Here is a 26,096-nt window from a genome sequence, read left to right on the forward strand (position 1 = left end):
CTAGGACAAGCGTAGCAAAACAACGAAGGAAGGAACGGCAGCAACCCTCATAGCCGAGGAGGAACGACGAGCGACTTGGGTTGCGGAGAGACTGACGAGGTAGTTTTCAAGCTTGAACTAGTGAGGCTTGATTTTTTTTGTTTCTTTTTTCATCAAGGAAAAAAGAAAAGAACTTCTAGTATAAACCAACTAACCGCGAACAAAACTCAGTTACTTAGTGTGTCAACACCTTCTATCCTTAAGACCCCGCAAACGGAGTTCCAAAAATTCCAACTGCAAGTTCCGCCCAAACAAGAAAGAAAATAAATAAAACAATCCCACAAATGATGATTCTGCTTTGAAGACTTTTAAACCTTCGCAAAATCAACTCACAGAGAAGACCCGTGCCAAGCAGTAGGCCTCCCATGACAACAAAATCAAAAAGATTCCAGTTTACTTCGTCCGTAAATTGCATCGCAACAAGCGGAACAAGCAACAGTAAACCAACCGATAAAAGAATAAAGCGTAAGCGAGTGTCTGGTGTAATCATAACCAATGAATTTAAAAAGTGAATAAAATTATAGCCCTGCAATATCCGCCAAATCCGTTACAGCCAATGTTCCCCACATCACAACCAAAGCCAAAAACAGTTGCACATAAAAAGGGATTTGGATATGTAGTGTGCGAAAGATAAGCCTGGTTATAAATGGAAAAAATAACAAAGAAAAAAACAAGTAAAACAAGCCCGGCACCGGATGCACCAGAAGAAAATTAAAAAAACTAATCACCAAAAACCAAAAACCCAATATCCAGCAAACAAGGTTTTTGTAATTAAATCCAGAAGCTTCCATCGATTATTTTCTTTATAATGAATTAATAACAAGTAGTATGCTTGTAGCAAAAGTACTTTGCAGTACAAAGTAAAATAAAAAACAAATCATCCCCAAATTTTTATTCATAAAATTGTAAAAAGTCAAACTTAACCAAACAACTAGTGAATAATAAATGGGGATAGTTTTTTACTTCTGAATTACCTCTAAAAATATTTCTATATCAATTGAAAACCAACTAACCGCGAACCCATTAGCACAAATCCCCAACTAAAAACAAAATAACCGCGAAGCCCCTCCGCCCTAACAGAACTGACGTAGAAAACAACGAAGGAAGGAGAGGCAGCAACCCTCATAGCCGAGGACGTAGGACGAGCGACTTGGGTTGCGGAACGACTGACGAGGTAGTTTTCAAGACAGGGCTGTTCAGGCTTGATTTTTTTGTTTCTTTTTTATCAAGAAAAAAGAAAAGAACTTCACCTAAAAACAATATGACCGAAAACTCATTAGCACAAATCCCCAACTAAAAACAAAATAACCGCGAAGCCCTTCGCCCTACTAGGGCAAGCGTAGCAAAACAACGAAGGAAGGAACGGCAGCAACCCTCATAGCCGAGGACTTGTCTCGCCTTTGGCGGAGGCACGACGAGCGACTTGGGTTGCGGAGAGACTGACGAGGTAGTTTTCAAGCTTGAACTAGTGAGGCTTGAAATCGAAGATTCACGAAATCCCTAGGCAAAATATAAACCTGAGTAATTTTTTGTTTCTTTTTTCATCAAGAAAAAAAGAAAAGAACATCAAATGAAAACCAACTAACCGCGAACAAAACTCAGTACCTCAGCACCTCAGTACCTCAGCTAACGACGAGCGACTTGGGTTGCGGAGAGACTGACGAGGTAGTTTTCAAGCTTGGGCTAGTGAGGCTTGAAATCGAAGATTCACGAAATCCCTAGGCAAAATAAAAACGTGAGTAATTTTTTTCTTACTTTTTTTATCAAGAAAAAAAAGTAAAGAACTTCACTTGAAAACCAACTAACCGCAAACAAAACTCAGTAACTCAGCAACTCAGTAACTCACCCCCTCACTACCGCATCCCCGGCAACCTTTTTCACTAACGCCATAGCCTGTTCACACCCATCCAAATGAGGATACATTTCACTCACACCAATAATTTTTTCACTTCCCATGGAGCGAAGCACAAAAAAATGGTCTTTTCCGGGAGAGACACGCCGTTCGTAATTTTCAGGATAAGCTGCATTCATGCGGACAGAAAGAATTTCCCCATGGCAACTTTGATTAAATTCATGTTTTAATCCGGTTAGCAAAATACTGCCGTTGGCGGACAAAAGTTGGTAAAACCAGGAACCTGAATCGTGTTTTTGGATGATAAAGCGTGGCATGGTGGGTTGATTTTTAACAAAATTACAACTGCTTCAACGAAGTCTTTTACGGAAAACCGTAAAGGGAAGGTTTTTTTAAAAAGAGGAATGTGAAAAAGGGGTTAAATCAGGCCTAAGTCTTTGGCCATCGCAACCAAATGAACGGTGTTGTTCGCCCGAAACAATACTTTAAGTTTCCCAATTCGTTTTTCAATGGTGCTTTTGCTGTTGGGTGAAATGCCCTTTTGTTTGAACACTCGTTCCATTTCTTCTTGTTGAACGCCTTCGGACAAATGCTTGATGATTTGAATGTCAATCGGTTCAATCGTGGCAGTGGTTTTATCTACCAGGATGTGTTTCAGTTCGGGAGCAAGATAGGGTTGGTCTGATTCAAAAATAGCTAGTATGGCCTTTTTTAATTGAAGAATACTGTCACGGCCTTTTAAGACGAACCCATTAATGTGTTGCACCTCAAAAAGCGATTTGATGCGGTAGTTTTTGTCTTCGATGGAGTAAACGAGTACCGGAAGTTCGGGTTGAATGTTTTTAACGGCTGTGATGAGTTCTTCCCCTGAGGCGAGGGTTACTTTTCTGCCGTCTTCTTTGAAGGAGAGGTCTGAAATGAGTAAGTCAAACGGTTTGCCGTCGGCTAACGCCCGTTTGATTTTTGGGATGGCATCATCACAGTATTTCACATGATGAATTTCAGCAATGGCGAGTTCCCTCACCACATAATCAATGGCTAGGTTGATGCTGTCTAAATCTTCGGCTATTAATACTTTTTGAAACATAGTTATTTCGGAATGATAAGTTTGGCCCTAAATCCTTTTTCGGGTTCAGAGTCAAAAGTAAGGGTTCCTTGAATAGCAAGAATACGGTTTTCCGCATTCTGTAAACCTGATTTTTTGGGAATGGTTAAATCATAGCCTAAACCGTTATCGGAATAGTGAATGAAAAGCGATTTAGACTGGTTTTGAAAATCAATGACGACAATACTGGCCTGGCTGTGTTTTTTGGTGTTAATGAGCAGTTCCTGCAACACGCGGAAAAGGGCAATCTTTTTTTCAGGCAATAGTTTTGACCAGACGATATCGTTTTTTGTTTTGACCAAAACATTGAGTTGAGGGTCGGAAAAACTGTTGAGGAGTTGCAGTAAATCAGCTTCAAAATGCTCATCAGTCCGGATGTTGCTGTTTTCTTTTGAAATATCCCGTGTGCGTTTGTAAATGGTTTCCAGGGCATCTAATAAGGATTCTTTGTTTTGGCTGTTTTGCAAATCGGTGGTTTGCGTAAAAGTCATGGCGTGAAAAACATCGTTCGCCAATTCGTCGTGAATACGTTTGGAAATGCGGGTTTCTGTCTCATAGGCGGAACGTTGCAGTTTTCGTTTGGTAATCGATTGATACAAGAAGTACAACAAAACACCTACCAGCAGGATAAAGGCAATGATGACGAGCAAGAGGAGGTTTTGATTTTTGTATTTAATCACTTCCTGCGTGGCTTTTTTGGAGTCATATTTAATTTTGGCAAATTGATTTTTGGCTAACTGCCGGACTTTGGTGAGGCTGTCGTTGAGTTGAATATACCGGTCATAATATAATTTTGCCTGTTGAGGCTGGCTGTGGGTTGTTAGCCATTTTAAAGCTTCTAATTGATCATCCGGACTTTGGGTTGCCACGGATGCCTGGTAGGCTAAATCAGCATATCGCTTTGCCGTTTCGGGTTGAATGAGTTGATAGTATTTAGATAAATGCATGCAGGAAGCAGTGAGCCCGAAGTTGTCTTGCAAACTGTCCCGCAATCGCCAAGCATTGGAAAGGTTTTCAAAAGCTTCCGGAAGGTTAAGTTTATATTGAGCATAGCCCAGGTTGTCTTGCACGCGGGCATATTCGGGTTTGTTTGCGATTAAAAGTTCTTGCCGGAGTAAGGGGGCTAACAAAGCGATGGATTGAGCATAGTGCTTTGTTTCGAGGTGAATTAAACCGATATTGTTTTGGTAAATCAGCCGTTCCATTTCCACCGTTGAGGTTTCATACGCTTTTTGATAATAGGAAAGTGCCTCCGCGGGGTTATTCAAACGGTAGTATGAACTCGCCAATAGATTATATAAATAAGGCAAATAGGTGCTTCCTTTATAATTTGCCAAAGCTTCTGTTATTGTTTCTTCAGAACCGGAAAAGTCGCCTTTGTTGTGCTGAAGCATGGCTATTTTTAGAAGGGTATAGGCAAATAGGTCACCGGTTCTGTCGGGAGAATTAATTTTTGCCTGTGTATAATGATAGTATGCACTGTCTAATTGAGCGGCATTTTCAAAGTCAATCGCCTTTTGACTGGAAGCTTTGTAAAGAGCCTCTTTTGAAAGTACATTTTCAGGTTGACAAGCATAAAAAATACCCAGTAATAGGGTAATTAAAAACAGGAAATGAATCGTACTGCGTTTCATTTCCCGAAGGTATTAATTTATCTAAATTTAATTTCAATAAATTGAAATCTTTTTTTAACCGGAGGAAATGGAATCTAACCGATTTCCTTTCAATCCATCACGGGTTAAGAGGCTAAAAAAGCAATTCAACACACTCCTTAGTTGCTCTGAATAGAATTCATTATTCAAAAAAACACAAAATTTATCAGGTAGTAATTTTACAACATAGCCTTTTTATTGTGTAACACGTTAGCCCTTATAAAGTGTAACATTTGTTGCGTGTTTTGGTTAATGACCAAATCTATAATTTAAACCTTAAAAATAATGAAAACAAAAAAACGCTTCGGGATTTTAACGATGCTGGCAGTAATGTTCTTAGCAGCTTGTTCGAATGACGAAGAAGTGGCAGTAAGTGGCTTATGTCCGCTGGTCATTTCAACTATCCCGGCAAATGGAGCATTAAATGTTCCACAAGACCAAGTAATTTCGGTTACGTTCAACAAACAAATGAGAACGTCTACCATCACCAATGCTTCTTTTACGGTAGAAGGTGTTTCTCCGATTCAAGGTACCATAACATTTGAAGACAATGCCTCCGGAACAACGGCTATTTTTACTCCATCCTCCGATTTATTGGAAGATACGACCTATACCGGAAGAATCAAAACAACAGTTAAAGACCAAGATGGAAACGCCTTGCAAATAGCCTATGTGTGGAACTTTACAACCGGAGTTATCATCCGACCGATTGTGGTTGCTACGGACCCTATCGATACCGCAACGGCAGTTCCTTTAAACAAAGTGATTACCGCCACCTTTAGTGAGGCGATGAATCCACTGACCATCACAAATGCTTCCTTCACGTTAATGAATGGGACAACTTTAGTTCCGGTTACGTTTAATTACTTCGGCGAAACAGTGAGTTTTACGCCTACCGTAAACTTACTACCCAATACAACCTATACTGCAACGATTACGAATGCCGTTGAAAACCTTGTGGGTGTGACTATGGTAAGCAATTACGTATGGAGTTTCACCACGGGTGTTTTAGTAGCACCAACTGTTATTTTAACAGACCCATTGAATAATGCCATAAATGTTCCGTTGAATAAAGTGGTGACCGCCACATTCAGCGAAGTCATGAACCCGGCCACCTTGAATGCTTCCACGTTTACCTTAAAAAACGGAACAACAAACGTTCCCGTTTCCTTTGGATTTACAGGAGCAATGGTAAGTTTTACACCAACAACTGTTTTACTTTCAAATACGGTTTATACCGCAACCATAACCACAGGGGCTCAAAATCCTGCCGGAGTAGGTTTGGTAGCGAATTATGTTTGGAGTTTCACCACAGGAACTATAGCAGCACCTATGGTCATCTTAACCAGTCCACTAAATAATGCAACAAACGTTTCCATCAATAAAGTAGTGACCGCCACTTTTAGTGAAGTGATGAACCCGGCAACACTGAACAATTCCACCTTTACCTTAAAAAACGGGAATATTTTAGTGCCGGTTACTTTTGGTTTCACAGGAGCGATGGTAAGTTTTACTCCGCTAGTTAATTTGTTAACCAACACAACTTATACTGCAACCATTACTACAGGAGCTAAAAACCCTGCCGGAGTTGGTATAGTGTCTGATTATGTTTGGAGCTTTACAACGGTAACAGATAATGCTCTTTTGCCTGATATAGGTTCCTTGGAAAACTTTGGTGGATTTGGTGGAAATGCCGGATTAACAAACCAAGGATTAAACACGGTTATTAACAATGGAGGGATTGGAACAACAGCAGCTTCAACACTGGTGACCGGTTTTCACGATGGTTTAACTGGAGATGTTTATACGGAAACTCCTTTAAATGTAGGCTTAGTAACCGGGGGTATATATACAGCACCACCGGCTCCGGGTACCGCAACTTCGTTAGCGTTAGCTCAACAAGCTTTGTTGGATGCCAATGCCTTATATTTAGCAATATCTCCCGCTTCAATGCCGGGTGGTATAGACCCTGGAGCAGGGGAGTTAGGTGGTTTAACACTTGCTCCGGGCGTTTATAAATCTAACAGTGGAACTTTTAATATTTCCAATGGTAACCTAACCTTAGATGCACAAGGGGATCCAAATGCCGTTTGGATATTCCAAACCGCATCGGGCTTAACTGTCGGTATTGCCGGTCCAACGGGAGCTAAAAGTGTAATCCTAATCAATGGAGCTTCGGCATCTAACGTGTTTTGGTATGTTGGAAGTGCCGCTACAATTAATGGAGCCGGTGGTGGCGTAATGGTGGGAACCATTGTCGCTAATTCCGGTGTGACGCTGTCAACAGCTGGAAATGCAGCACAAACCGTGCTTAACGGAAGAGCAATTTCATTAATTGCTTCGGTTACCATGGTCAATACAACGATTAACGTACCTAACTAGAAATACAAAAAGGGTTGTTGGCTCAATTGTGTGAACAACCCTTATTTAAATAAGTCATAATTCTTTATTACAATGAACTATAAAAATAAGTTATCAACCGGACCGTGTTTTACACCGTCACACAAAAGCCTGAGCACAAACAGTATTCTTGTTGCACTGGTTTTTTTATTGGGCTTCCAGTTTTCTGCACAAGCTCAAGCCCCTGAATATACCAGACCTTCTTGGTATTTCGGAATTGGAGCAGGAGCCAATTTAAACTTCTACCGCGGAACAACGCAAAACCTAAATGCCGACTTAACCGTACCATCTGCTTTTTATAATGGTTTTGGTGCCGGACTATATATTGCACCCTCTATCGAGTACTACAAACCAAATACACTTTTTGGGTTTATCCTTCAAGGAGGTTTTGACGACCGTAGTGCTTCATTTGACCAAGTCACTACAGTTTGTAATTGCCCGGCGGATTTAGAGACGAAAACAACCTACTACACCATTGAACCCAGTCTTCGGATTGCCCCGTTTAAAAATAATTTTTATATCTATGGTGGGCCAAGATTTGCGTTTAACATAGAAAACTCCTTTACCTATCAGTTGGGAATAAATCCGGATTACCCGGATCAAGAACCGTCTGAAGCGGTGAATGGAGATTTTAGTAACACGGAGAAAACCTTAATTTCTATGCAAGTAGGAGCCGGGTATGACATCATGCTTTCATCAAAAGCAAACAAAGCACAGTTTGTTTTGTCTCCCTACGTGGCTTTTCATCCTTATTACGGACAAAATCCGCGTTCCTCCGAATCTTGGACGGTTTCTACCGTTCGGGTAGGAGCAGTCTTAAAGTTTGGAGTGGGCAAAAAAATTGCTACTCCGGTTGCTGAAGTTTCGACACAAAAACCATATGCTTTTAGTGTCAATTCACCCAATAATACGGCAACGGAACCGTATCTTACAGAAACCTTTCCATTGCGTAATTATGTATTCTTTGATTTAGGATCAACTGAAATTCCGGAACGTTATGTATTACTTAGTAAAAGTCAGGTAAAAGAATTTAAAGAAGACCAACTGGAAACGTATGGACCCAAAAAAGTATCCGGTCGTTCCGATCGTAGCATGACAGTTTATTATAATATATTGAATATTTTAGGCGACAGAATGCAAAAAAATCAATCGTCTACAATCACTTTAATAGGAGCTTCTGAAAAAGGTCCGGAAGACGGTAAAGCAATGGCAGAGTCTATCAAACGCTATTTGACAACCGTATTCGACATTGCACCAAACAGAATAACTATTGAAGGAAGAACAAAACCAAAATTACCTTCTGAACAAGAGGGTGGAACAAAAGAATTAGAATTATTGCGTCAGGGAGACCGAAGAGTTTCTATTGAAAGCAATTCACCGGCATTATTAATGGAATTTCAAAGTGGACCAAATGCACCCTTAAAACCAATAGAATTTGCCAGATCTAAAGAAGCACCGAAAAGTAGCTACTTGGCTTTTGATTTAAAAGGAGCCAAAGAAGCTTTTAAAGTGTGGAGTGTTGAAGTGAAAGACAACGAAGGTTTTATTCAAAATTACGGACCTTACACGGAAGAAACAGCCAGTATTCCAACGAAAACCATTTTGGGCACCCGTGACGAAGGAGACTTTAAAGTAACCTTAGTGGGAACCCGTCCTGATGGTACTGTTATCAGAGAAGAAAATGATGTTCATATAGTGCAATGGCAACCTTCCACAACGGAAGAAAGTATGCGTTTCAGTGTGATTTATGAATTCAATGATTCAAAATCAATCGCCATTTATGAAAAATACTTATCTGAAATAGTTGCCCCAAAAATTCCTAAAAACGGTCGTGTAGTAATTAATGGTTATACCGATAGCATAGGTGATGCAGAAAATAATACTGTCTTGTCATTAGCCAGAGCAAATGATGTGAAACAAATTTTAGAAAGCAGCTTGGCCAAAGCCGGCAGAAAAGATGTAACCTTCACCGTAAACGGAAATGGCGAAAACGAAGCTTTAGCACCCTTTGCAAACAGCTTACCGGAAGAACGATTTTATAACCGTACGGTAGTAATTGATTTATTACCCTCCAAATAAAACGAGAATACAGTTGATTTAGGTTGGAAAAAAGGGCAGGGATTGATTTCCTTGCCTTTTTTATTTTTATAAAAAGCCATAAGATGCCTCTTTCGTCATAACATAACAACGCGGGCTAGAAATAGGAACAAGAGCGTTAAACAAAATTAAACTTTCCGAAACCCTTTATTTCGGACTTCCGTTGCGGTAGGCTCTTTCAGCAATTGTGACTGCCAGCTTTTCCCGCCATTGAGCATATTTTACTTTAAAAGTCATTTTCAACAAACTGTCTACGGCACCATGCATAAACAAGCTCCACACACTGGCCATTTTTCTGGAAAGCGATTTGTCCCAAGCCCGCAATGTTAACGAAAAAGAACCGTCAATATACCGCATCCAATGCCACATGCCTGTGGGCATGAACAAGGTGTCGCCGTGCTCTAAAAAAACTTCATAGCCTTCCACCCCTTTCAACGCGGGAAACTTTTCAAAATCAGGATTGGCTACATCATAATCTTCTAAGGCATACGTTGTGTTCGGAATGCAATACAATCGCTTTTTCCATTTATTGTCAAAAAGGATAATGTGTTTTCTGCCACCAAAATGGGTGTGAAACAAATGGGGCAAATCTATATCGTAATGTAAAAAAGTAATCGCTTTGGTACCACCAAAAAACATCGCAGGCATACTCTCAATAAAACCGCCCATCAACTCTTTTGGAATTTTGATGTCATTTAATAATTCCGGGGAATGCTTAAACAAATTCAGGAAAAAGATGCGAAGTTCGGTAGGCTCCCGTTTAATTAAATCTAAATAGTCACCAAATTTCATGCTGGCAAGTTTGGCATTGATAGCTTTGGAGGGATCAGCTTTAGAATTATCCACCAAATCAACTTGAAGATCACCTGCAATTTCTTTAAAATAATCCAACGTCCATTTCTCTCTGGCAGGCCAATCTTTAGATAAGTTTTTAATAATTAACGGTTTTCTGGGGTCTAAGTAATTCTTCTTGAAATCTTCACGACTTATCGTGTCAACGGTATCAACCTGTTTTAAAATATAACTCATCGTAGGCTTTCTTGATTTTTTTAATTAAAAAGGAAAAGTTTAATTAAAAGTAAAATTATTAATTAAAATTTAAAGTACTGTTAATACTAAGTTTAAATTTATAAACCTAAAATATCTTTTTAGTAAAATAAAAGTCGCCACAGAATAAGCTAAAATGGATGATTTTAATTTAATAGACTAACCGCACCTGTACTTAAATCATATAATAAAGGAATTACTCTCGCATGATTTTCTTTCACGATTTTATTTTTTTCTATGACATTTTTTGAGTGTAAAATATTTGCTTTAATACAGGCATTATAGTAATCAGGTGAGTCTTTGTCAATATTTTTTATTTCTGTTTCGTGATCAATAATTTCTAATATATCATCAATATGATTAGTATGTTTTTTAAATTGTTTGCCAGTATCTTGTACATAAGCCTTAATCGCTCCACAATTTGTATGCCCGACAACTACAACTAATTTTATGCCTAAATGTTCTATGGCGTATTCAATGCTACCCATATCAATATCATAAATGAGGTTCCCGGCATTTTTAATTTCAAATAAATCTCCAATTCCTTGGTCAAAAATTAAATGGGTATCCATTCGACTATCTGAACAAGTTAAAATAACAGCAAAAGGATTTTGTTCATTTTGAGTAGCTTTTACTCGTTTTAAGTCTTCGTGAATAGTATCTGATGTCTCCGTTAGAAATCGTCTATTTCCCGATAGTAATTTTGTTAATTGGTCATTCAAAATATTGTTTTCAGTAGGAGTAGATTCGTTGCCTGTTACTTGTTTATTTAATGTTTCATTTGGTGTTTTTTTTTCCGATTGATTTGTATTGCAGCTGATACATGCACAAAGAAAAAGAAAGGAAATGCAGAAAATGGTTTTCATACAAGTTGAAATTTTTAATAGTAATAAAGCGAAAAGTGAGATAAAGATACAAAATCAATTCAAAAAGGACTTTTTAATCTGAATAAAATTCGTCATTTATAGTATTTCAAGTCTTTAAAATCAATAATTTACAATGTTAAATAAGAAGAAAGGATATTAAATAAAAAACAACTACTTTTGCAAAAAATTAAAAACGTGGGGAAGCACGTTTGTAAAGTCAACTTATGAATTCAAAAAAAATTGCAGAATACCGAAAACTACTTGAAGTAACCAAAACAGCCACGCTGAAAGAACTGAAAACGGTTTACAGAAACAGTATGAAAGACAGTCATCCCGATACCATTGCGGATGCTGATGAACGCCATGCTGCGGAGGAAAAAAGTAAAGCCGTCATTGAAGCTTACCATTTTTTAGTGAGTATTGCTCCGGAAACGCAGGAAAAAGTAAAAGAGGAATATATAAAAACCACGACTACTTCGGGAATAATGGATTTCTATTTTGAGAATGGGGTGTTATACATTAACTTTTTAGACGGAAACACGTTTGAATATTTTGGTGTTCCAAAAGTAACCTACATTAAATTGGTGAATGCAGAATCGCCGGCTCGTTTTGCCCGTAGACACATTTATAATGAATTCTTATACCGTAGTGCCAGTAAATTGGTTGCGGCGGAATAAGTAGTTTTAAAATACGCTATTTCAATTTGATTTAGGCTTGTTACAGAAGCAATAAAACCACTTTTTAAAGTGGTTTTATTTTTTAAACATAAACAACAAATAAATAAACTTAACTTATTCTAAGGTAAAAAGGAGAGCTATGTCGATGTCTTTAGCAATTTTTTCTTTTACTAAATTGGGTATTTCAATTTTATAATCTTCTGCTTTTACGATAAAGGCAGCGGTGACGTTATATTTACCCTCTTTCAACTCCAAATTAATTTTAGTCTTGATTTTTTTAGTAACGCCATGAATAGTTAATTCTCCTTCTAATTCATAGGGAGTTTTTGGTCCATTCAATTTTGATTTATCAAAGTTTATAATTTTTCCTTTGAAAGTAGCTTTTGGAAACTTAGAAGATTCCATATAATTTTCATTAAAATGTTCTTCCATTAACGGAGCTTTAAATTTGAATGATTTAACTAAAATTAAAGCAACAAAATCGCCATTCGTTTCATCTAAAATACAAGATGCTGTTTTTGTATTGGCGGCAATTTCTTCAAAAGAAGGCATGGAAGCTTCAAATTTCACTTCTCCCGTGCGGGTCATCTTTTTCTGAGCATAGGCACTCGTTCCTATCAAAAAACAAAGTGCAACTACGGTTGTTATTTTTTTCATCTTTCTATTTTATTGGTTAATATATCCTGTGGTAGACCACAATTTGATTTGATTAATTAATTCTTCGGGCATTGGACCACTGGTTGGCATGATTTCGCCACAGGTTCCCTCGATTCTGCAGATTACTTCTCCGTTTTCACAGGCATCTTTCACTTCATCATAGGTTTCTAGATTGGGATATTGATCACCGGCAGAGTGACAACCGATGCAATTATCGGTCATAATTGTTTTGATGTTGGCCTCGTAAGTAGGATTATTAACCACTTCGGTTAGTTCCTGGTAGGTGTTTGATTCACAAGATATAATAAGCAAACTGCTTATTAATAGCAATAATACATTTAATTTTTTCATATTATATTTTATTAAAATACGCGATACATGTTAAATCCAAAATAGATAGCACCGCCGTTCCAATCACCGGATGCATTTGAAAAAGCAATCACATCATTCATAGGTTGGCTATTCGAGAATACCATTTGAAATACATGTCCGCCCGTTTCAATATCTAACCCAACAGTCAGTGGGTTTTGATAAGGCGTGCTATTTTTGTCGTTTACATTTAAACGTGCGGCATATTCTAAATTCACGCTTAACCGTTTAGAAAGTTTATACCTTGCACCGGAACCGATCAGGTACAAATCTTCCTGGTCTAATTCGCCATCATAAAAATTCTTATGAATGTAGATAGGAGCAACTTGAAATGAAAAAGATTCAGAAAACTTTCTTGAAATCAACAGTTGGGAAGAATAAGCCAATCGATTGGTAAACTTCAATTCAGGATACAGCGAGGTCTTTAACGCACTGTTTACATCCACGGTATTATAACCAACGATAGAAAACGGAAATCCATCAATTTTTTGATCAGCAAACTTGTACTTAACGGTTGCTTCATATGTTTTGTCGTAGGTGTGCCTCGAAAAACCAAACGATAACCAATTGGTGGCACCATAAATACCACCAATTTTGGTTAACGCATTATCTAATCCGAAAAAGTTTTCAAAACCTTGTGTTAAATCGCCAAAGCGGTGCGAAATGATCATATAAAATTCACCTTTTACCGGCACCTTAGTAGATTGCATGTTGCAAATTTGTAACGCTTTAAAGGCAGCTGTTTCTACTTCTTTTACAGAAGATTTTACAGTGTCCAATTGTGTCAATAAATCATCTTGTGCTGATGCAATACCTATCCAAAAAAACAGGAGGACGGAAAATATTTTCTTAGTGTCTTTCATAGTTAATCATTAATAACGACAAAACAATTGTCTAATTTAATATCACCCATTAAATCGTCGTAGCCTACAATTCTTCCTTTGATGGTTACGTTTTCTACATTTTTTAGGTTTTTATTTTTATTTTTTAAATTGCATACAATTGTATTATTAAGAATAATTTCATTGTCGTTAACTGCTGTAATTTTACCGGTGATAGCTACTGCTTTTTCAAGGTATTTTTTATTTGAAACCTCGGTGTTTGATTTAAATTCTTCCGTAATACGGTCTGAAGTCACTGTAAATGCAGTATCTTCTTGGGTCAAATCTCTTGCACCGCCGTGCATCACATAATTGTAGCCTGAAAATCCAAAAAGGAGTAACAATAAAACAACTAAAATTCCTGTTTTTTTTCTTTTGTTCATGGTAGTAGATTTAGGGGATTAGTTTTTGATAATTTTTTTTACGACTTTATCTTCAGCATTTGAAATTTCTACAAAATATAATCCGGAGGATAAATCAGAGATATCAAATGAAATATCTTGTGAAGTATAATCAGTGTGGATTTCTTTCAACAATTTTGCATTGGTGTCATAAACTCGTATGTCAGAAATGTCAATCGTATTGTCTTTTGAAATTGAAAATTGTCCGTTGGAAGGATTAGGATAGATTTTTAGTTTTTCTAGCGTAGCAAAATCTTCTGTGCCGAGTAGAGGAGTGAAAGTAACGGTTTTTGTCCCTTTGGTATTACTACCGTGCTCCAAAGTAAATGAATAGGAAGCAGAAGGGGCATAGGCCCAAATCATATTCAACGTAGTTAATGTAGTATAGTTGAACGCATAATCATTTGCATCACCGGTGCTTAAAGCTCTTGTGGCAACGACAGTTCGGGTTGTTCCAACTACGGTGTTGCTTGTTATTGTCCAGTTTTGAATAGGATCTGCCACAATATCATTATGACCACCTAATGGTTTACAATCAGTTAAAACAGTTCCGGAACTCATGGTGACACAGTCGGTGGTGGTATTCATCTTGATAGGGGTAGCCGTAGTGTTAAATCCAACAGAAAACCAACGATCGGTTGGTCCGGTTAAGGTCATCGTCAATAAGGATGTTGTGTTATCCATAATTAATCGTACCGTCATTACTCCTCCTAAAGTTGTAACAGGAGTAGCTTTTTGTTGTGCATGCATTAGTTGTGTTAGTGCAACTAAGCAAATTGTAAAATAAAGATTTTTCATTTCTTGGGGATTTTAGTTATTAATAAATTAGTGATCTAACAGAATAATTAATTCTGTGTTTTTATTAAAAGTGGCATAATCTAAAGCCGTTCTATTGTCGTTGTCTTTTTGTGTTTTGTCTACACCGGCATTCAGTAATAATTTTACGATGGCTGTTTTATCAAAAAAAGTGGCGTATATCAGTGCCGTTTTCATTTGTGCGTCATATTGATTCAAGTCAGCTTTTAACGAAATCAATTTTGAAATAATAGGCTCGTTACCTGCAATAACAGCAGCCATTAAGGCCGTTCCCATTCCGGAATTGTAATTGATGTCCTTAACTTTATCTGCCAGAAAAAGAGCAACTTCTGTATTCCCTTTATAGGCAGCTAAAATCAGAGGAGAATTTCCGGCTTCATTTAACGAATCGATGCAACTTGGATTTTCTTGATAAAGTGATTTGATTTCTGAGACTGTTCCTTTTCGGGCAACATCAAAGACACTTTTAACTTGCGAAAACGAAGTGTGCATTATAAAGAAAAGAATAAAAAGAGAGGCATTTCTTTTCATACATAGTAGGTTAAAGTTTGGGTTGACTTGGTTATTATAATTTTAAAACAATTAACAATTGTTTTACCCTACTTAAAAAATTATTTTTTTTTAAAAAGAGTTGAAAAGCTCAATTAAGTCTAAGTTTTTTAACGGGTTAAATACCTAAACCAGAAGAAAATTAAATGTAAAAGGCAATAGGTTTTTTTAAAATTCATGGAAATCAAAGCAAATGAAATGAAGTAATATTAAGACCCTACTTATTACATTTGATTTTTAAGTATTCTTTTAATTAATAGAACATAGATTCATTTATCAAGTAATTATTGTTAATTTTGTATTGTATTCTACGTTCATCCTTTAGAAGACATTTTCTAAACTTTGAATTTGTAAAAAAAATAGTATTCATTTCATTTTCTTAAACAATGAAAAAATATATTTTAATTGTCTTTTTTTCGCTTTTTACAATCAATAAAGCGGAATCTCAAGTAATCATTTCCTTGCTTTTTGGCGATAAATTAAATACCGGTGATATCGAGTTTGGCCTTGATGGCGGTTGGACCCTTTCGGACCAAACCGGATTGGCTGACAGTAAGATGTTGTCTAGTTTTAATTTGGGATTCTATTTTGATTTCAAACTCAAGAATGCTTGGATTTTACACACAGGTGTTTTGGTGAAATCGAACAGTGGTGCCGATGAAATTCCGGTTTATTCACTCAACAATCCAGAACTTGATGCCTTGTATCAGGATGGTCATATCAAACGAACTATGAGTTACTTTAATGTGCCGGTACTCATGAAATACATGTTTAAGAACCGATTTTATTTGGAAGCCGGACCTCAGTTTAGTTTAGGTTATAAAGCCACAGATGAATTTATAACAACCATAGACGACAATGAATTAAGCTATACTAAAGATGTGGCAAAAGAATTTCATCCGTTAGATGCCGGAGTAGTGGGAGGAATAGGGTACCGTATTCAAAAAGGGTATGGAATGAACCTTGCCATTCGCTATTACTATGGTTTTGTAGATGTATTAGTTGATGATTCCGGTGAGGCAGTAACCAATCAATCCCTTTATTTTAATGTAGGTATTCCAATTGGGGTAGGAAAAGCCAGAAAAAGAATGGAAGAAAAACAGCAAAAAGAGCAAAGCAATAAGTAAACAGAAGTAGTGTATTCAAACAAATCAAGTCATGAAAAAAGTAACTTTCAACAGCAACATTTTAGTACTATTAGTGTTGGTTTTAGGGTTTTATTCACCACTTGCCAACGGTCAGGTATTCACAAATAAAGAAGTTGGCAAAAAAAATCAACAAGTAATTGATAGTCTGAAAACAGCAGAGTATCCCTATGTATTGCCTATTTGGGGACAAAAAACTACTCAAAAAGGATTTCAGCTTCCTTATTCGGCAGGTATTGGTGTCAATTACATGTACCAGCAATCTGATTTAATCATTGAAAATTTGAAAGTTGGTTTTAATAACGGACCGATGTATGACATTGATGAGATTGTACGTTTTAATAGTGCTGTATCCACCTCAAACGGAGTGAATATTCGACCGGATGTTTGGCTATTTCCCTTTTTGAATGTGTACGGAATTTTTGCTAAAACAGATTTATCTACCGCTATAGGTGCCGGTATTTACATTCCAAATCAGGACGGTGAATGGACCGATGTCATGGATTTTAATACAGAGGCTAATTTTCAAGGAACAACAGCCGGAATCGGATTTACGCCTACTATTGGTGTTGGTGGTGGCTGGTTTGCTTTGGATATGAATGTGTCATGGACAGATGTACCTGCTTTAGATGAACCTGCTATGGCGTTCGTTTTAGGTCCGCGTTTTGGTAAAACTTTTAAATTAAAAAATCAAGATCAGAATATAAATGTTTGGACCGGAGCTTTTCGTTTGCACATTAATAGTGGAACAAGCGGTTCGTTATTATTGAGCGATTTGGTTTCAACGGATGAATTGCAAACAAAAGTGGACAACGGCATCATCAAGGTTGAAGATACGCAAGTTCAAGTAGATGATTGGTGGAATGGATTAACGAACCAACAGCAAAACAATCCGATAAATATTGCTAAATATGAAACAGCTAATCGTGCGTTGGCAACAGCCGGTGGTTTTTTAAATTCAATTGATAGTGCTTTAAACGATGAAGAGTCAGCTTCGGTGCAGTATTCCTTAGATAAAAGACCGGCAGATATGTGGAACTTTTTGTTGGGGACTCAATACCAACACAACAAACATTGGATGGTACGCTGTGAAGTGGGTTTCTTAGGTAGTAGAACACAAGTTCTAGCCGGATTGCAATACCGATTTGGGTTGTAAAGAAGGGATTACTTCAAATTGGAAAAACTATAAAAAGCAACAGTTCATTTGGTTGCTTTTTTTTGGGATGTACTATTCGATGTATAAGCCAGCCTTTGATTAAAGAATCCCTTTATCTTTAAACTCAATAATTAATTCCGAAATTTTAGTATGACCCGATTTTTTAAGAATATTTCCCCGATGGGTATTGACGGTATAGGGACTCAAAAAAAGTTTATCTGAAATTTCTTTGGTACTCAAGCCGGACATGATGAGTTTGATTATCTCAAATTCACGATTAGTAAAAACATTGCTTAACTGTAATAATTCTTCATCCGGGAATCTTAAGAATGATTTGTCATTTCCTAAATAGTGATGAAAGCCATTTTTCATTTTTTTACACCAATCAATATCGGTATGAATCTTGAGATAAAAAACGGTTTTATAAGGCACTTCTGTGTAAAATAAATAATTCTGCATAAACAGATTCGTGTAAGAACCCGTTGCATTGCGAACTTTAAAATTGGTAGACAGTAAAGTGGTTCCTGTTCCTGCAATAAATATGTCTTGAGCCAATTTTATAAATTTGGTTCTGGTCAAATTAAAGCGATTTAAATCATCCGGGTGAGTAGCCTCCATAAAATAAAGGGGTGATACTTCATGTGGGTCGAGTCCGATTATTCTTTTACTTTGCTTGCTGGTATAAAGTAATTTCAATTGAATAATATCTGCGATAAAAAAGAATTGATTGTTAGCTTCTAATAACTCGTCTAATTCTGTTAAAATAGAGTCATTTTCATCAATTGCTTTAAATCCATCTGGGAGGTATCGTTCAATAAAAGCATGAAAAACAGTGTACTCTTTTTTGTATGCTGCCATTTGACGGGTAGGATTTTTTACTCAATTTGATTGCTAATATATAAAAATAAGGAATGAAAAACCATTTTTTTTATAAAAGCAATTGACTTTACGGAAGCAAAATCAAGTTCAAACTACTTCATTTATTTAAATCGCTTTTCATTCCTAAGGAATACTTACCTTTGCAAAAATAATACACATGGCACACAAAGCAGGGTTCGTTAATATCATCGGAAATCCAAACGTTGGAAAATCAACTTTGATGAATGCCTTCATCGGAGAGAAATTGTCCATCATTACTTCAAAAGCTCAAACCACTCGTCACCGAATTCTTGGAATTGTGAATGGGGAAGATTTTCAAGTAGTTTTATCGGATACTCCCGGAATTATCAAACCGGCCTACGAAATGCAGGAATCAATGATGCAATTTGTAAAGTCTGCCTTTGAAGATGCCGATGTGTTGTTGTACATGGTTGAAATTGGCGAGAAAGAATTAAAAGACGAAGCTTTTTTTAATAAAATTATCCATTCCGATATTCCGGTGTTGTTGTTGTTAAATAAAATTGACAAATCTAACCAAGAACAATTGGAAGAACAAGTGGCTATGTGGCAGGAAAAAGTGCCGAATGCCGAAATAATGGCCATTTCTGCCTTAGAAAATTTCAACGTAAAAGAGGTCTTTAATCGTATTTTGGAACTGCTTCCGGAATCACCACCTTACTACCCCAAAGACATGTTGACGGATAAACCCGAACGTTTTTTTGTCAACGAAACCATTCGAGAGAAAATCTTACTGAACTACGATAAAGAAATTCCGTATGCTGTTGAGGTAGAAACGGAAGAATTTATTGAAGATGAAAAGATCATCCGAATCCGTTCCATCATTATGGTTGAACGCGATACGCAAAAAGGAATCATCATCGGACACAAAGGAGAGGCTTTAAAAAGAGTTGGTATGCAAGCACGTGCCGATTTAGAAAAATTCTTCGGTAAGCAAATTCACATCGAATTGTATGTGAAAGTCAGCAAAGACTGGCGTAGCAATGCGTTTCAGTTGCGACGATTGGGTTATAATCAGAAATAGAATTCTTCTTCATTATTCACTCATGTTGTTTCCTAACAGCAGTATTATTTATAAGTAAATAATTAGTCTAATTGCGACAAATAGTTTAATTTTAATTTACAAATTGAACAGTTTATCCGTTGTCAACTAATGAGAGTCTATCTGAATCTATTCATTGCATTTTTTTGCGTGTCTGCTTTTGCACAAAAGGACACGATTACTTTTAAAAACAAAGATGTAATGGTAGGTGAGCTGAAACAATTAAACAATAATATTCTAACCGTTAAAACTTCCTATAGCGACAAAGATTTTGCCATAGAATTTGATAAAGTAGTGTCGTTAGTGCTTGAAAATAAATATTCTGTAGTGCTTTCCAATGGATTTAGAATGTATGGTTACGTCAAAACAGAAACTCCGAATAAGGCCATAATTACTCAAGAAAATAACGTTGCCATTGAAGTTTTCTTAAAAGAAATTGTTGTTTTACGGAAAATTGATGATGGCTTTTGGAATCATTTCAAAGGTTCTTTTGATTTCGGGTTTAATTTAACGCAAACGAATAACAGCAAGCAGTTTACTTTTGCCGGAGCTTTAAGTTATTATAGTGAAAGATGGATTCACCGAGCCGAATACAATCAGCTTTTCACATCCCAAGACGACGTGGAAGATATTGAACGCACCGATTGGTCGATGGATAGTAAAAGGTATTTGAAAAGGAAGTGGTTTGTAAATTCTAATTTTTCTTTTTTGTCCAATACGAGTCAATCTTTAAAAGGACGATTTGTACCCAGTTTAGGAGCCGGAAATTACTTGGCTAGAAATAATCAGTTGTATTTTTTAGTTGGGACAGGTTTGACTTACAATATTGAAAAATACGAAGATTCCAGTACTGATAAAACTTCTACCGAAGCGTTTTTAATTACTGAATTCAATATGTTTAATTTTAAAAAAATCGAGTTATATGTCTCAGCTGTAGGGTTTCCCAGTTTGTCAGAAAGTGGTAGGTTTCGAACCGATGCAAATTTCCGATTTAAATACGATCTACCATTCGATTTTTATTTTAAAACAGAAGTACAAGTCAATTTTGACAATCAACCTGCCGCAGGTGCTGTTAAAACAGACTATGTGTTTTCAACGGGTTTTGGTTGGGAAATTAAATAAAAAGGGAACTGGTTTTACTTTACTCTAAAATCCGTTCCATTAAAACTTCCAATTCTCTTGCTTGATTCAGTCCTTTTTTTCTATTTAAACGAGCAATAAAATACAATAGAAACCAGATGTTTACCATGGCAAACATAACCAGTAAATCAAAACCGAAAGATTGATTAAGAGACCATTTTGAAAAAGCAATCATCGAAAATATCACAAATATTCCGGCTACGACAAAGTGTAAAAACATAAACATGGTCCATAGAACCGGGTCAGGACCATATAATCCACGAACGGAAGTATTGCCGTCTTCCATTTTTTCGATTTCCAAATGCAAGTGGGGCGAATGCTTTTCGCGATGTAACATGCCAATGTGCAACCAAATGTGGTGTCCCGAGATTTTAATTTTATAATCAGGTTCGACTGTTTCTTTCAATTGTTCACAACTGCTCAGAATGTCATCGTATGATTTGGTTACTACTTTTTCAAATCGATACCGTAAGGGTAATTGGTCTTCTAATTCCATGGCACGGAAAAATTAATTTAAAACACTAATTTACAAATAATAACTGAAAACGGGAAAACAACGGTTATATTTTTGAAAATAGCCGGATAAAAGCTAAAAGAAACATCCTTATAAGTTTACGTCCGATAGTTCAAACAAAAAAACTACCTTTGCAAAATATTAGAAAATTGAAGTATGAGTACTATTGTAGCCATTGTAGGAAGACCAAATGTAGGGAAATCAACCCTTTTTAACCGTTTAATCAAACGAAGAGAAGCGATTGTTGATTCAGTAAGTGGAGTCACCCGTGACCGTAATTATGGCAAAAGTGAGTGGAATGGAAAAGAATTCTCTGTCATTGATACCGGCGGATACATCAAGGGTTCAGAAGATATTTTTGAAGCGGAAATTCGGAAACAGGTTGAATTGGCTATTGATGAAGCCGATGTGATAATGTTTGTAGTAGATGTAGAAGAAGGCATCACGCCGATGGATGATGAGGTTGCAAAATTGCTTCGCAAAATTACCAAACCGGTCATTGTGGTAGTAAATAAAGTAGATAATGCCATGCGTGAAAAAGACGCATATGAATTTTATAACTTGGGATTAGGAAATTATATTACCATTTCCAGTACTTCCGGAAGCGGAACTGGGGAGTTGTTAGATGAATTAATCAATGTTTTTCCAAATAAACCGGAGCCAACACAAGAGGAATTGGAGTTGCCTCGTTTTGCAGTAGTGGGACGCCCCAATGCCGGAAAATCCAGTTTTATCAATGCTTTAATTGGTGTTGACAGGTATATTGTCACGGATATTGCCGGAACAACCCGTGATTCAATTGATACAAAATATGATCGTTTTGGTTTTGAATTTAATTTAGTAGATACTGCCGGCATCCGAAGAAAAGCCAAAGTGAAAGAAGATTTAGAATTTTATTCTGTGATGCGATCTGTTCGGGCTATTGAGCACAGTGATGTGTGTATTTTAATGGTGGATGCAACCCGAGGTTTTGAAGGTCAGGACCAAAGTATTTTTTGGTTGGCAGCTAAAAACAGAAAAGGAATTATCATTTTAGTGAATAAATGGGATTTGGTGGAAAAAGACACTATGTCTACCCGAGATTATGAAGCTAAAATCAGAAAAGAATTAGAACCGTTTACAGATGTTACCATCTTATTTGTTTCTGCCTTGACCAAACAACGTTTGTTGAAAGCATTGGAAGAAACCGTGAAAGTATACGAAAACAGAAAACAACGGATTCCAACTTCAAAGTTCAACGATTTTATGTTGAAATTGATAGAAGCCTATCCGCCACCGGCCTTAAAAGGTAAATATGTGAAGATTAAATATTGTATGCAATTGCCAACACCAACGCCTCAGTTTGTGTTTTTTGCAAACTTACCACAATATGTAAAAGAAGCTTATAAACGCTTTTTGGAAAACAAAATCCGTGAAAACTGGGATTTTTCAGGAGTACCAATCGATATTTATATCAGAGAGAAATAGATAATCATCTAAATTAATTTTTTTCAAGTAGAATAATTTTTTATAAATCATTGCGTTTCATTGCTATTGTTTTATTTAAAATTTAATTTATGAGGAAATTATTTATTGTATTTGTCTTTTTACTATCAGGATTATATCAGACTACAGCACAGGAAGTTGGTATTCGTTTTGGCGAAATGACCGGTAATAATGTGGCGGTAGATGGTGTTTTTAGTTTAGGTGAATTCAGTAGAATTCATGCCGATGTTTCTTTTGGAGACGGATTGGGTGTTGATGCTCTTTGGGATTTTATTTATAAACCAATTGATGACGACTTTAATTGGTATGTTGGTTTCGGTCCTTCCCTCTTGATTGACGATCCTTTTTTTCTGGGAGTAAGTGGTGAGATTGGAATAGAATATCATTTCGATACTGTGCCAATTGCTATCGGATTGGATTATCGACCAACTTTTTGGATAGTTGAAGAAACAGATTTTGATGCCGGAGGTTTTGGTTTGAATATCCGCTACGTTTTTGATAAATAGTTAAAAATAGCTTTGCTAAAAAGGGTTTGTTAATTTAATTAATAAACCCTTTTTTAGTTAAAATAAATTATAGATTAAATAATAATTTTTATTATCTTCGATTAACGGTATAAGATACTATTATCAGCCAATTTAACCAAAAATAAATTTAAATGCTTAGAAGTGTAATTAGAATTGGAATCATTAGCCTCTTGTTTTTTTTAACGGTGCGTTGTGGTTCCACTATTTCAGTGACCAGTGATTATGACAAAGGAGTTGATTTTAAAAAATATAAAACCTTTAGTTTTTATCATTTAAAAACAACGGGAGAAGTAAGTCAAGTAAACGCAGACAGATTAGTGAACGCTATTGTGTTGGAAATGAAAGGAAAAGGGTTTGTGGAATCAAGTGACAACCCGGATTTATTAATCAATGCAGTTACTGTGTTAACTGAAAAAGAAGCGGTTTCTGTTTCTTCGGAATATTATGGATATGGGGGTTATTATCGTCCTTATGCATATGGGTATGGCTATGGATATGGCACGGGTTATCCTGTTGAAAATACGGCTGCCGTAAATACCTATAACTACAGAGACGGAACAATAATGATTGATATTTTAGAAGCTAAATCAGAAAAATTAATTTGGGAAGGAACCGGCACAGCAGAAATAAACACTAAGCCAAGTGACCCTGCCAAAGTTATAGGGTATGCTGTTTCAAAAATTATGGAAAGTTTCCCGCCTGAACCCAAAAAAAGTAAGTAAGTATATTTAAAAAAATTTCATTTATGAGAAATTTAATTTTAGGCCTAGTTGCCTGTTTGATGCCCTTCAGTGGCAATGCTCAAGTGAAAAAACCAGACACGATTGCCGTGGGAATTTTTGACAGAATGAGCGATGTTATAGGGGAGTTGTCCTCTATCAGTTTCACTTTAAAAGTTCGAAATGATGAAGTGGACCAAGATTTAGGGTTAGTTACAAAATTTTCAGAAAGTCAAGTTAATTTTAATGGTCCGAGTCAAATGCAAATTCATTCGTATGGTGATAAAGGACATCGGGGTTTTTGGTTTAGTGGAGAATCTTTAGTTTTTTATTCCTTTGAAGAAAACAACTATGCGATTATTGATTCACCATCAAACACACTTGATATGATTAATGAGGTGAATGATAAATACGGAATAGATTTTCCGGCGGCCGACTTCTTTTCGCCCACTTTCACGGATGATATTTTAACCAATTTTGATGATTTGAAGTATGTTGGAAAGCGTGTTTTAGAAGGAAAAGAGTGTTTCTATATTATAGCTAAAAGAGCTGATATGATTGTTCAATTTTGGATTGCGAATGATGCGTTGAATTTGCCGGTGAAAATGCTAATTATGGAAGTTGCCGGTAAAGATTCCAAACAATATGAAGCTACTTTTTCAAATTGGGATATCAACCCGTTTTTACCCGATGCTATGTTTAAATTTCAAACCCCACCCAAAGCAAAAAAGATATCCATTTTGCCTAGAAAATAAGTTTACGTTTAACAAAATTTAACTGATATGAAATCAACAAATCATACTTCCTATTTAACCCTAATTTCAGTATTTTTTTCCTTACTGTTGGTTAATGTTTATACTACCGAAGCTCAGCGGATGGGACGCGGTGGCGGTGGAAGAGCCTCTTCCAGTATGTCAAGACCCAGTTCTTCCTATGGAGGTGGTTCAGCTTCAACAAGACAAAGTTCATCGTATGGGGGTGGTTCAGCTTCAACGAGACAAAGTTCATCGTATGGTGGCGGTTCTGCTTCAACTAGACAGAGTTCGTCGTACGGAGGTTCATCTTCAGCTTCTAACAGACAGTCTATTAATGGAGGAAGCTATAAGTCTCCTGACAGAAGTATCAATAATCCATCTGCCGGAAATTCGTCTATGAATAATACCGGAAACAGAGCCGGCGACAGACCTTCAAAACCAAGTACTAATGAAGCGACCAGCGGAAGAAATAAAGGGACTTCTAACGATAAACTTTCGGGAAGTAAACCGGGTGTTAGTACAAATGATCGAACAAAACCAAGCACAGGATCCGGTGATAGAAATAAACCAAGTGCCGGAACAAGTGATCGTACAAAAGACAATATCAATGGAGGCAGAGGGAATGGGAATAATAATAACAATAATAATATTAACGGAGGTAGAGGAAATGGGAACACAAATGTAAATATAAATATTCAAAATAATTATTATGGACGACCTAATACGATGCCTTATTATCGTCCGCCTTATGCTTATGGTGGGTTTCATTATTATTGTTACCACCCTTATTATTATCATCCTTATCACCCTTATTTCTATGGGCCATATTATCATCCTTGGGGGTTCTTTGTAGCTACAATAGCAGTAACTGCCATTGTTGTTAATTCTCAAAGTCAACAGTATTATTATGACAATGGGGTTTATTATATTCAATCGGATGGAGGTTATACGGTGGTAGAAGCTCCTGCCGGTGTTTCCGTAAAAGCATTGCCAAAAGAAGCACAGACTGTTGTGGTAAATGAAACCACCAATAATTATTATTATGCAGGAACTTACTACGAGAAAAAAGGGGATGAATATGTTGTGGTTCCACCAACAGCCGGTACCGTTGTAGAAAATTTACCGGAAGGTGGAGAAGAAGTTAAAATTGGTGAGGTAACCTATGTTCAAGTGGGTAAAACTTACTACCAACCCATCAAAAAAGATGGTAAGGACATGTATGAAGTAGTGAATGTTGAAAAAGCAGAAGAAAGCAAACAGAAATAAGTTTGAACATACTTTATGATAAACATCGATCTATAATTAGGT

Annotated in this window: 27 protein-coding genes; 12 read left to right on the forward strand and 15 right to left on the reverse strand. The window is 36.6% G+C overall.

All coding sequences use genetic code 11. The annotated features are described in order from the left end of the window. Positions 1 to 238: 238 nt before the first annotated feature. The 5 genes from C0512_RS05450 to C0512_RS05470 all read right to left on the reverse strand — a co-directional run bounded on the left by C0512_RS05450 (position 239) and on the right by C0512_RS05470 (position 4,630). Positions 239 to 529: a hypothetical protein gene (locus tag C0512_RS05450; RefSeq protein ID WP_290859554.1), complete on the reverse strand. Its 291-nt coding sequence runs from the start codon at positions 527 to 529 to the stop codon at positions 239 to 241. Between the two features lie 28 nt (positions 530 to 557). Then, entirely contained in the window at positions 558 to 830 is a 273-nt protein-coding gene (locus tag C0512_RS05455; protein WP_290859555.1) for a hypothetical protein, read from the reverse strand. Between the two features lie 1,051 nt (positions 831 to 1,881). Continuing rightward, a complete protein-coding gene (locus C0512_RS05460) occupies positions 1,882 to 2,154 on the reverse strand; it encodes a YegP family protein (protein WP_367160572.1) in 273 nt (90 codons plus the stop codon). Between the two features lie 155 nt (positions 2,155 to 2,309). Next, positions 2,310 to 2,978 (reverse strand): response regulator, encoded by a 669-nt coding sequence (locus C0512_RS05465; RefSeq protein ID WP_290859557.1) that lies wholly within the window; start codon positions 2,976 to 2,978, stop codon positions 2,310 to 2,312. A 2-nt stretch (positions 2,979 to 2,980) separates the two neighbouring features. Continuing rightward, the gene (locus C0512_RS05470; RefSeq protein WP_290859559.1) at positions 2,981 to 4,630 is read right to left on the reverse strand and encodes a tetratricopeptide repeat protein; all 1,650 of its coding nucleotides are present in this window, start codon (positions 4,628 to 4,630) and stop codon (positions 2,981 to 2,983) included. A 303-nt stretch (positions 4,631 to 4,933) separates the two neighbouring features. On the opposite strand from C0512_RS05470, the gene C0512_RS05475 reads away from it, so the two are divergent. Together C0512_RS05475 and C0512_RS05480 are read left to right on the forward strand one after the other, a co-directional pair. Continuing rightward, complete coding sequence (locus tag C0512_RS05475; RefSeq protein ID WP_290859560.1) at positions 4,934 to 7,030, forward strand: Ig-like domain-containing protein; 2,097 nt, start codon at positions 4,934 to 4,936, stop codon at positions 7,028 to 7,030. A 72-nt stretch (positions 7,031 to 7,102) separates the two neighbouring features. Continuing rightward, positions 7,103 to 9,127: an OmpA family protein gene (locus C0512_RS05480; protein WP_290859561.1), complete on the forward strand. Its 2,025-nt coding sequence runs from the start codon at positions 7,103 to 7,105 to the stop codon at positions 9,125 to 9,127. Positions 9,128 to 9,292: 165 nt separating this feature from the next. Here C0512_RS05480 and C0512_RS05485 read toward each other — a convergent pair whose 3' ends face one another. Further along, complete coding sequence (locus tag C0512_RS05485) at positions 9,293 to 10,174, reverse strand: cupin-like domain-containing protein (RefSeq protein ID WP_290859563.1); 882 nt, start codon at positions 10,172 to 10,174, stop codon at positions 9,293 to 9,295. 164 nt (positions 10,175 to 10,338) lie between these two features. Beyond that, the gene (locus C0512_RS05490) at positions 10,339 to 11,058 is read right to left on the reverse strand and encodes a carbonic anhydrase (RefSeq protein ID WP_290859564.1); all 720 of its coding nucleotides are present in this window, start codon (positions 11,056 to 11,058) and stop codon (positions 10,339 to 10,341) included. Between the two features lie 224 nt (positions 11,059 to 11,282). Between C0512_RS05490 and C0512_RS05495 the strand changes: the two genes are divergently transcribed. Continuing rightward, positions 11,283 to 11,735: a KTSC domain-containing protein gene (locus C0512_RS05495; protein ID WP_290859566.1), complete on the forward strand. Its 453-nt coding sequence runs from the start codon at positions 11,283 to 11,285 to the stop codon at positions 11,733 to 11,735. 114 nt (positions 11,736 to 11,849) lie between these two features. On the opposite strand, the gene C0512_RS05500 is transcribed toward C0512_RS05495, so the two are convergent. From C0512_RS05500 to C0512_RS05525, 6 genes are read right to left on the reverse strand one after another with little or no spacing between them, the layout of a single operon-like run. Beyond that, complete coding sequence (locus C0512_RS05500; RefSeq protein ID WP_290859568.1) at positions 11,850 to 12,392, reverse strand: YceI family protein; 543 nt, start codon at positions 12,390 to 12,392, stop codon at positions 11,850 to 11,852. Positions 12,393 to 12,401: 9 nt separating this feature from the next. Then, positions 12,402 to 12,743, reverse strand: coding sequence for a hypothetical protein (locus tag C0512_RS05505; RefSeq protein ID WP_290859570.1), 342 nt, complete (start codon positions 12,741 to 12,743; stop codon positions 12,402 to 12,404). A gap of 11 nt (positions 12,744 to 12,754) precedes the next feature. After that, on the reverse strand, positions 12,755 to 13,624 hold the full coding sequence (locus tag C0512_RS05510) for a DUF5777 family beta-barrel protein (RefSeq protein WP_290859572.1): 870 nt from the start codon (positions 13,622 to 13,624) through the stop codon (positions 12,755 to 12,757). Positions 13,625 to 13,626: 2 nt separating this feature from the next. Continuing rightward, on the reverse strand, positions 13,627 to 14,025 hold the full coding sequence (locus tag C0512_RS05515; RefSeq protein ID WP_290859574.1) for a hypothetical protein: 399 nt from the start codon (positions 14,023 to 14,025) through the stop codon (positions 13,627 to 13,629). Between the two features lie 18 nt (positions 14,026 to 14,043). Further along, positions 14,044 to 14,841 (reverse strand): T9SS type A sorting domain-containing protein, encoded by a 798-nt coding sequence (locus C0512_RS05520; RefSeq protein ID WP_290859575.1) that lies wholly within the window; start codon positions 14,839 to 14,841, stop codon positions 14,044 to 14,046. 27 nt (positions 14,842 to 14,868) lie between these two features. Further along, complete coding sequence (locus C0512_RS05525; protein WP_290859577.1) at positions 14,869 to 15,390, reverse strand: ankyrin repeat domain-containing protein; 522 nt, start codon at positions 15,388 to 15,390, stop codon at positions 14,869 to 14,871. Between the two features lie 404 nt (positions 15,391 to 15,794). Between C0512_RS05525 and C0512_RS05530 the strand changes: the two genes are divergently transcribed. After that, a complete protein-coding gene (locus C0512_RS05530) occupies positions 15,795 to 16,535 on the forward strand; it encodes a porin family protein (RefSeq protein ID WP_290859578.1) in 741 nt (246 codons plus the stop codon). A gap of 31 nt (positions 16,536 to 16,566) precedes the next feature. After that, the gene (locus C0512_RS05535; protein ID WP_290859579.1) at positions 16,567 to 17,709 is read left to right on the forward strand and encodes a hypothetical protein; all 1,143 of its coding nucleotides are present in this window, start codon (positions 16,567 to 16,569) and stop codon (positions 17,707 to 17,709) included. A 99-nt stretch (positions 17,710 to 17,808) separates the two neighbouring features. Here C0512_RS05535 and C0512_RS05540 read toward each other — a convergent pair whose 3' ends face one another. Beyond that, complete coding sequence (locus tag C0512_RS05540) at positions 17,809 to 18,567, reverse strand: LuxR C-terminal-related transcriptional regulator (protein WP_290859580.1); 759 nt, start codon at positions 18,565 to 18,567, stop codon at positions 17,809 to 17,811. Between the two features lie 178 nt (positions 18,568 to 18,745). Here C0512_RS05540 and era point away from each other — a divergent pair, with 178 nt between their 5' ends. After that, the gene (gene era / locus C0512_RS05545; RefSeq protein ID WP_290859582.1) at positions 18,746 to 19,630 is read left to right on the forward strand and encodes a GTPase Era; all 885 of its coding nucleotides are present in this window, start codon (positions 18,746 to 18,748) and stop codon (positions 19,628 to 19,630) included. Positions 19,631 to 19,759: 129 nt separating this feature from the next. Continuing rightward, positions 19,760 to 20,770 carry a DUF481 domain-containing protein gene (locus tag C0512_RS05550; protein ID WP_290859583.1) on the forward strand — a complete coding sequence of 337 codons (1,011 nt, stop codon included), beginning with the start codon at positions 19,760 to 19,762 and terminating at the stop codon, positions 20,768 to 20,770. Positions 20,771 to 20,789: 19 nt separating this feature from the next. Here C0512_RS05550 and C0512_RS05555 read toward each other — a convergent pair whose 3' ends face one another. Continuing rightward, positions 20,790 to 21,284, reverse strand: a complete 495-nt coding sequence (locus tag C0512_RS05555) for a hypothetical protein (protein ID WP_290859584.1) — start codon at positions 21,282 to 21,284, stop codon at positions 20,790 to 20,792. Between the two features lie 174 nt (positions 21,285 to 21,458). Here C0512_RS05555 and der point away from each other — a divergent pair, with 174 nt between their 5' ends. From der to C0512_RS05580, 5 genes are all read left to right on the forward strand, one after another. Next, positions 21,459 to 22,769 (forward strand): ribosome biogenesis GTPase Der, encoded by a 1,311-nt coding sequence (gene der / locus C0512_RS05560; protein ID WP_290859585.1) that lies wholly within the window; start codon positions 21,459 to 21,461, stop codon positions 22,767 to 22,769. Between the two features lie 89 nt (positions 22,770 to 22,858). Beyond that, entirely contained in the window at positions 22,859 to 23,293 is a 435-nt protein-coding gene (locus tag C0512_RS05565; RefSeq protein ID WP_290859586.1) for a hypothetical protein, read from the forward strand. A 152-nt stretch (positions 23,294 to 23,445) separates the two neighbouring features. Next, positions 23,446 to 24,036 (forward strand): DUF4136 domain-containing protein, encoded by a 591-nt coding sequence (locus C0512_RS05570; protein ID WP_290859588.1) that lies wholly within the window; start codon positions 23,446 to 23,448, stop codon positions 24,034 to 24,036. Between the two features lie 23 nt (positions 24,037 to 24,059). After that, positions 24,060 to 24,788, forward strand: a complete 729-nt coding sequence (locus C0512_RS05575) for a DUF2092 domain-containing protein (protein WP_290859589.1) — start codon at positions 24,060 to 24,062, stop codon at positions 24,786 to 24,788. A 27-nt stretch (positions 24,789 to 24,815) separates the two neighbouring features. Beyond that, positions 24,816 to 26,054 carry a DUF6515 family protein gene (locus C0512_RS05580; RefSeq protein ID WP_290859591.1) on the forward strand — a complete coding sequence of 413 codons (1,239 nt, stop codon included), beginning with the start codon at positions 24,816 to 24,818 and terminating at the stop codon, positions 26,052 to 26,054. Positions 26,055 to 26,096 lie beyond the last annotated feature (42 nt).

The sequence above is a fragment of the Flavobacterium sp. genome (assembly GCF_013822155.1).
Lineage (GTDB): Bacteria > Bacteroidota > Bacteroidia > Flavobacteriales > Flavobacteriaceae > Flavobacterium.

Excerpts from the sequence above, each read along its gene's own strand:
- era (WP_290859582.1), top strand. The coding sequence starts at position 18,746 with ATGGCACACAAAGCAGGGTTCGTTAATATCATCGGAAATCCAAACGTT.
- C0512_RS05520 (WP_290859575.1), bottom strand. The coding sequence starts at position 14,841 with ATGAAAAATCTTTATTTTACAATTTGCTTAGTTGCACTAACACAACTA.
- C0512_RS05450 (WP_290859554.1), bottom strand. The coding sequence starts at position 529 with ATGATTACACCAGACACTCGCTTACGCTTTATTCTTTTATCGGTTGGT.
- der (WP_290859585.1), top strand. The coding sequence starts at position 21,459 with ATGAGTACTATTGTAGCCATTGTAGGAAGACCAAATGTAGGGAAATCA.
- C0512_RS05515 (WP_290859574.1), bottom strand. The coding sequence starts at position 14,025 with ATGAACAAAAGAAAAAAAACAGGAATTTTAGTTGTTTTATTGTTACTC.
- C0512_RS05550 (WP_290859583.1), top strand. The coding sequence starts at position 19,760 with ATGAGAGTCTATCTGAATCTATTCATTGCATTTTTTTGCGTGTCTGCT.
- C0512_RS05465 (WP_290859557.1), bottom strand. The coding sequence starts at position 2,978 with ATGTTTCAAAAAGTATTAATAGCCGAAGATTTAGACAGCATCAACCTA.
- C0512_RS05535 (WP_290859579.1), top strand. The coding sequence starts at position 16,567 with ATGAAAAAAGTAACTTTCAACAGCAACATTTTAGTACTATTAGTGTTG.
- C0512_RS05470 (WP_290859559.1), bottom strand. The coding sequence starts at position 4,630 with ATGAAACGCAGTACGATTCATTTCCTGTTTTTAATTACCCTATTACTG.
- C0512_RS05555 (WP_290859584.1), bottom strand. The coding sequence starts at position 21,284 with ATGGAATTAGAAGACCAATTACCCTTACGGTATCGATTTGAAAAAGTA.
- C0512_RS05580 (WP_290859591.1), top strand. The coding sequence starts at position 24,816 with ATGAAATCAACAAATCATACTTCCTATTTAACCCTAATTTCAGTATTT.
- C0512_RS05495 (WP_290859566.1), top strand. The coding sequence starts at position 11,283 with ATGAATTCAAAAAAAATTGCAGAATACCGAAAACTACTTGAAGTAACC.
- C0512_RS05570 (WP_290859588.1), top strand. The coding sequence starts at position 23,446 with ATGCTTAGAAGTGTAATTAGAATTGGAATCATTAGCCTCTTGTTTTTT.
- C0512_RS05530 (WP_290859578.1), top strand. The coding sequence starts at position 15,795 with ATGAAAAAATATATTTTAATTGTCTTTTTTTCGCTTTTTACAATCAAT.
- C0512_RS05485 (WP_290859563.1), bottom strand. The coding sequence starts at position 10,174 with ATGAGTTATATTTTAAAACAGGTTGATACCGTTGACACGATAAGTCGT.
- C0512_RS05490 (WP_290859564.1), bottom strand. The coding sequence starts at position 11,058 with ATGAAAACCATTTTCTGCATTTCCTTTCTTTTTCTTTGTGCATGTATC.
- C0512_RS05525 (WP_290859577.1), bottom strand. The coding sequence starts at position 15,390 with ATGAAAAGAAATGCCTCTCTTTTTATTCTTTTCTTTATAATGCACACT.
- C0512_RS05480 (WP_290859561.1), top strand. The coding sequence starts at position 7,103 with ATGAACTATAAAAATAAGTTATCAACCGGACCGTGTTTTACACCGTCA.
- C0512_RS05475 (WP_290859560.1), top strand. The coding sequence starts at position 4,934 with ATGAAAACAAAAAAACGCTTCGGGATTTTAACGATGCTGGCAGTAATG.
- C0512_RS05500 (WP_290859568.1), bottom strand. The coding sequence starts at position 12,392 with ATGAAAAAAATAACAACCGTAGTTGCACTTTGTTTTTTGATAGGAACG.
- C0512_RS05575 (WP_290859589.1), top strand. The coding sequence starts at position 24,060 with ATGAGAAATTTAATTTTAGGCCTAGTTGCCTGTTTGATGCCCTTCAGT.
- C0512_RS05540 (WP_290859580.1), bottom strand. The coding sequence starts at position 18,567 with ATGGCAGCATACAAAAAAGAGTACACTGTTTTTCATGCTTTTATTGAA.
- C0512_RS05510 (WP_290859572.1), bottom strand. The coding sequence starts at position 13,624 with ATGAAAGACACTAAGAAAATATTTTCCGTCCTCCTGTTTTTTTGGATA.
- C0512_RS05455 (WP_290859555.1), bottom strand. The coding sequence starts at position 830 with ATGGAAGCTTCTGGATTTAATTACAAAAACCTTGTTTGCTGGATATTG.
- C0512_RS05565 (WP_290859586.1), top strand. The coding sequence starts at position 22,859 with ATGAGGAAATTATTTATTGTATTTGTCTTTTTACTATCAGGATTATAT.
- C0512_RS05505 (WP_290859570.1), bottom strand. The coding sequence starts at position 12,743 with ATGAAAAAATTAAATGTATTATTGCTATTAATAAGCAGTTTGCTTATT.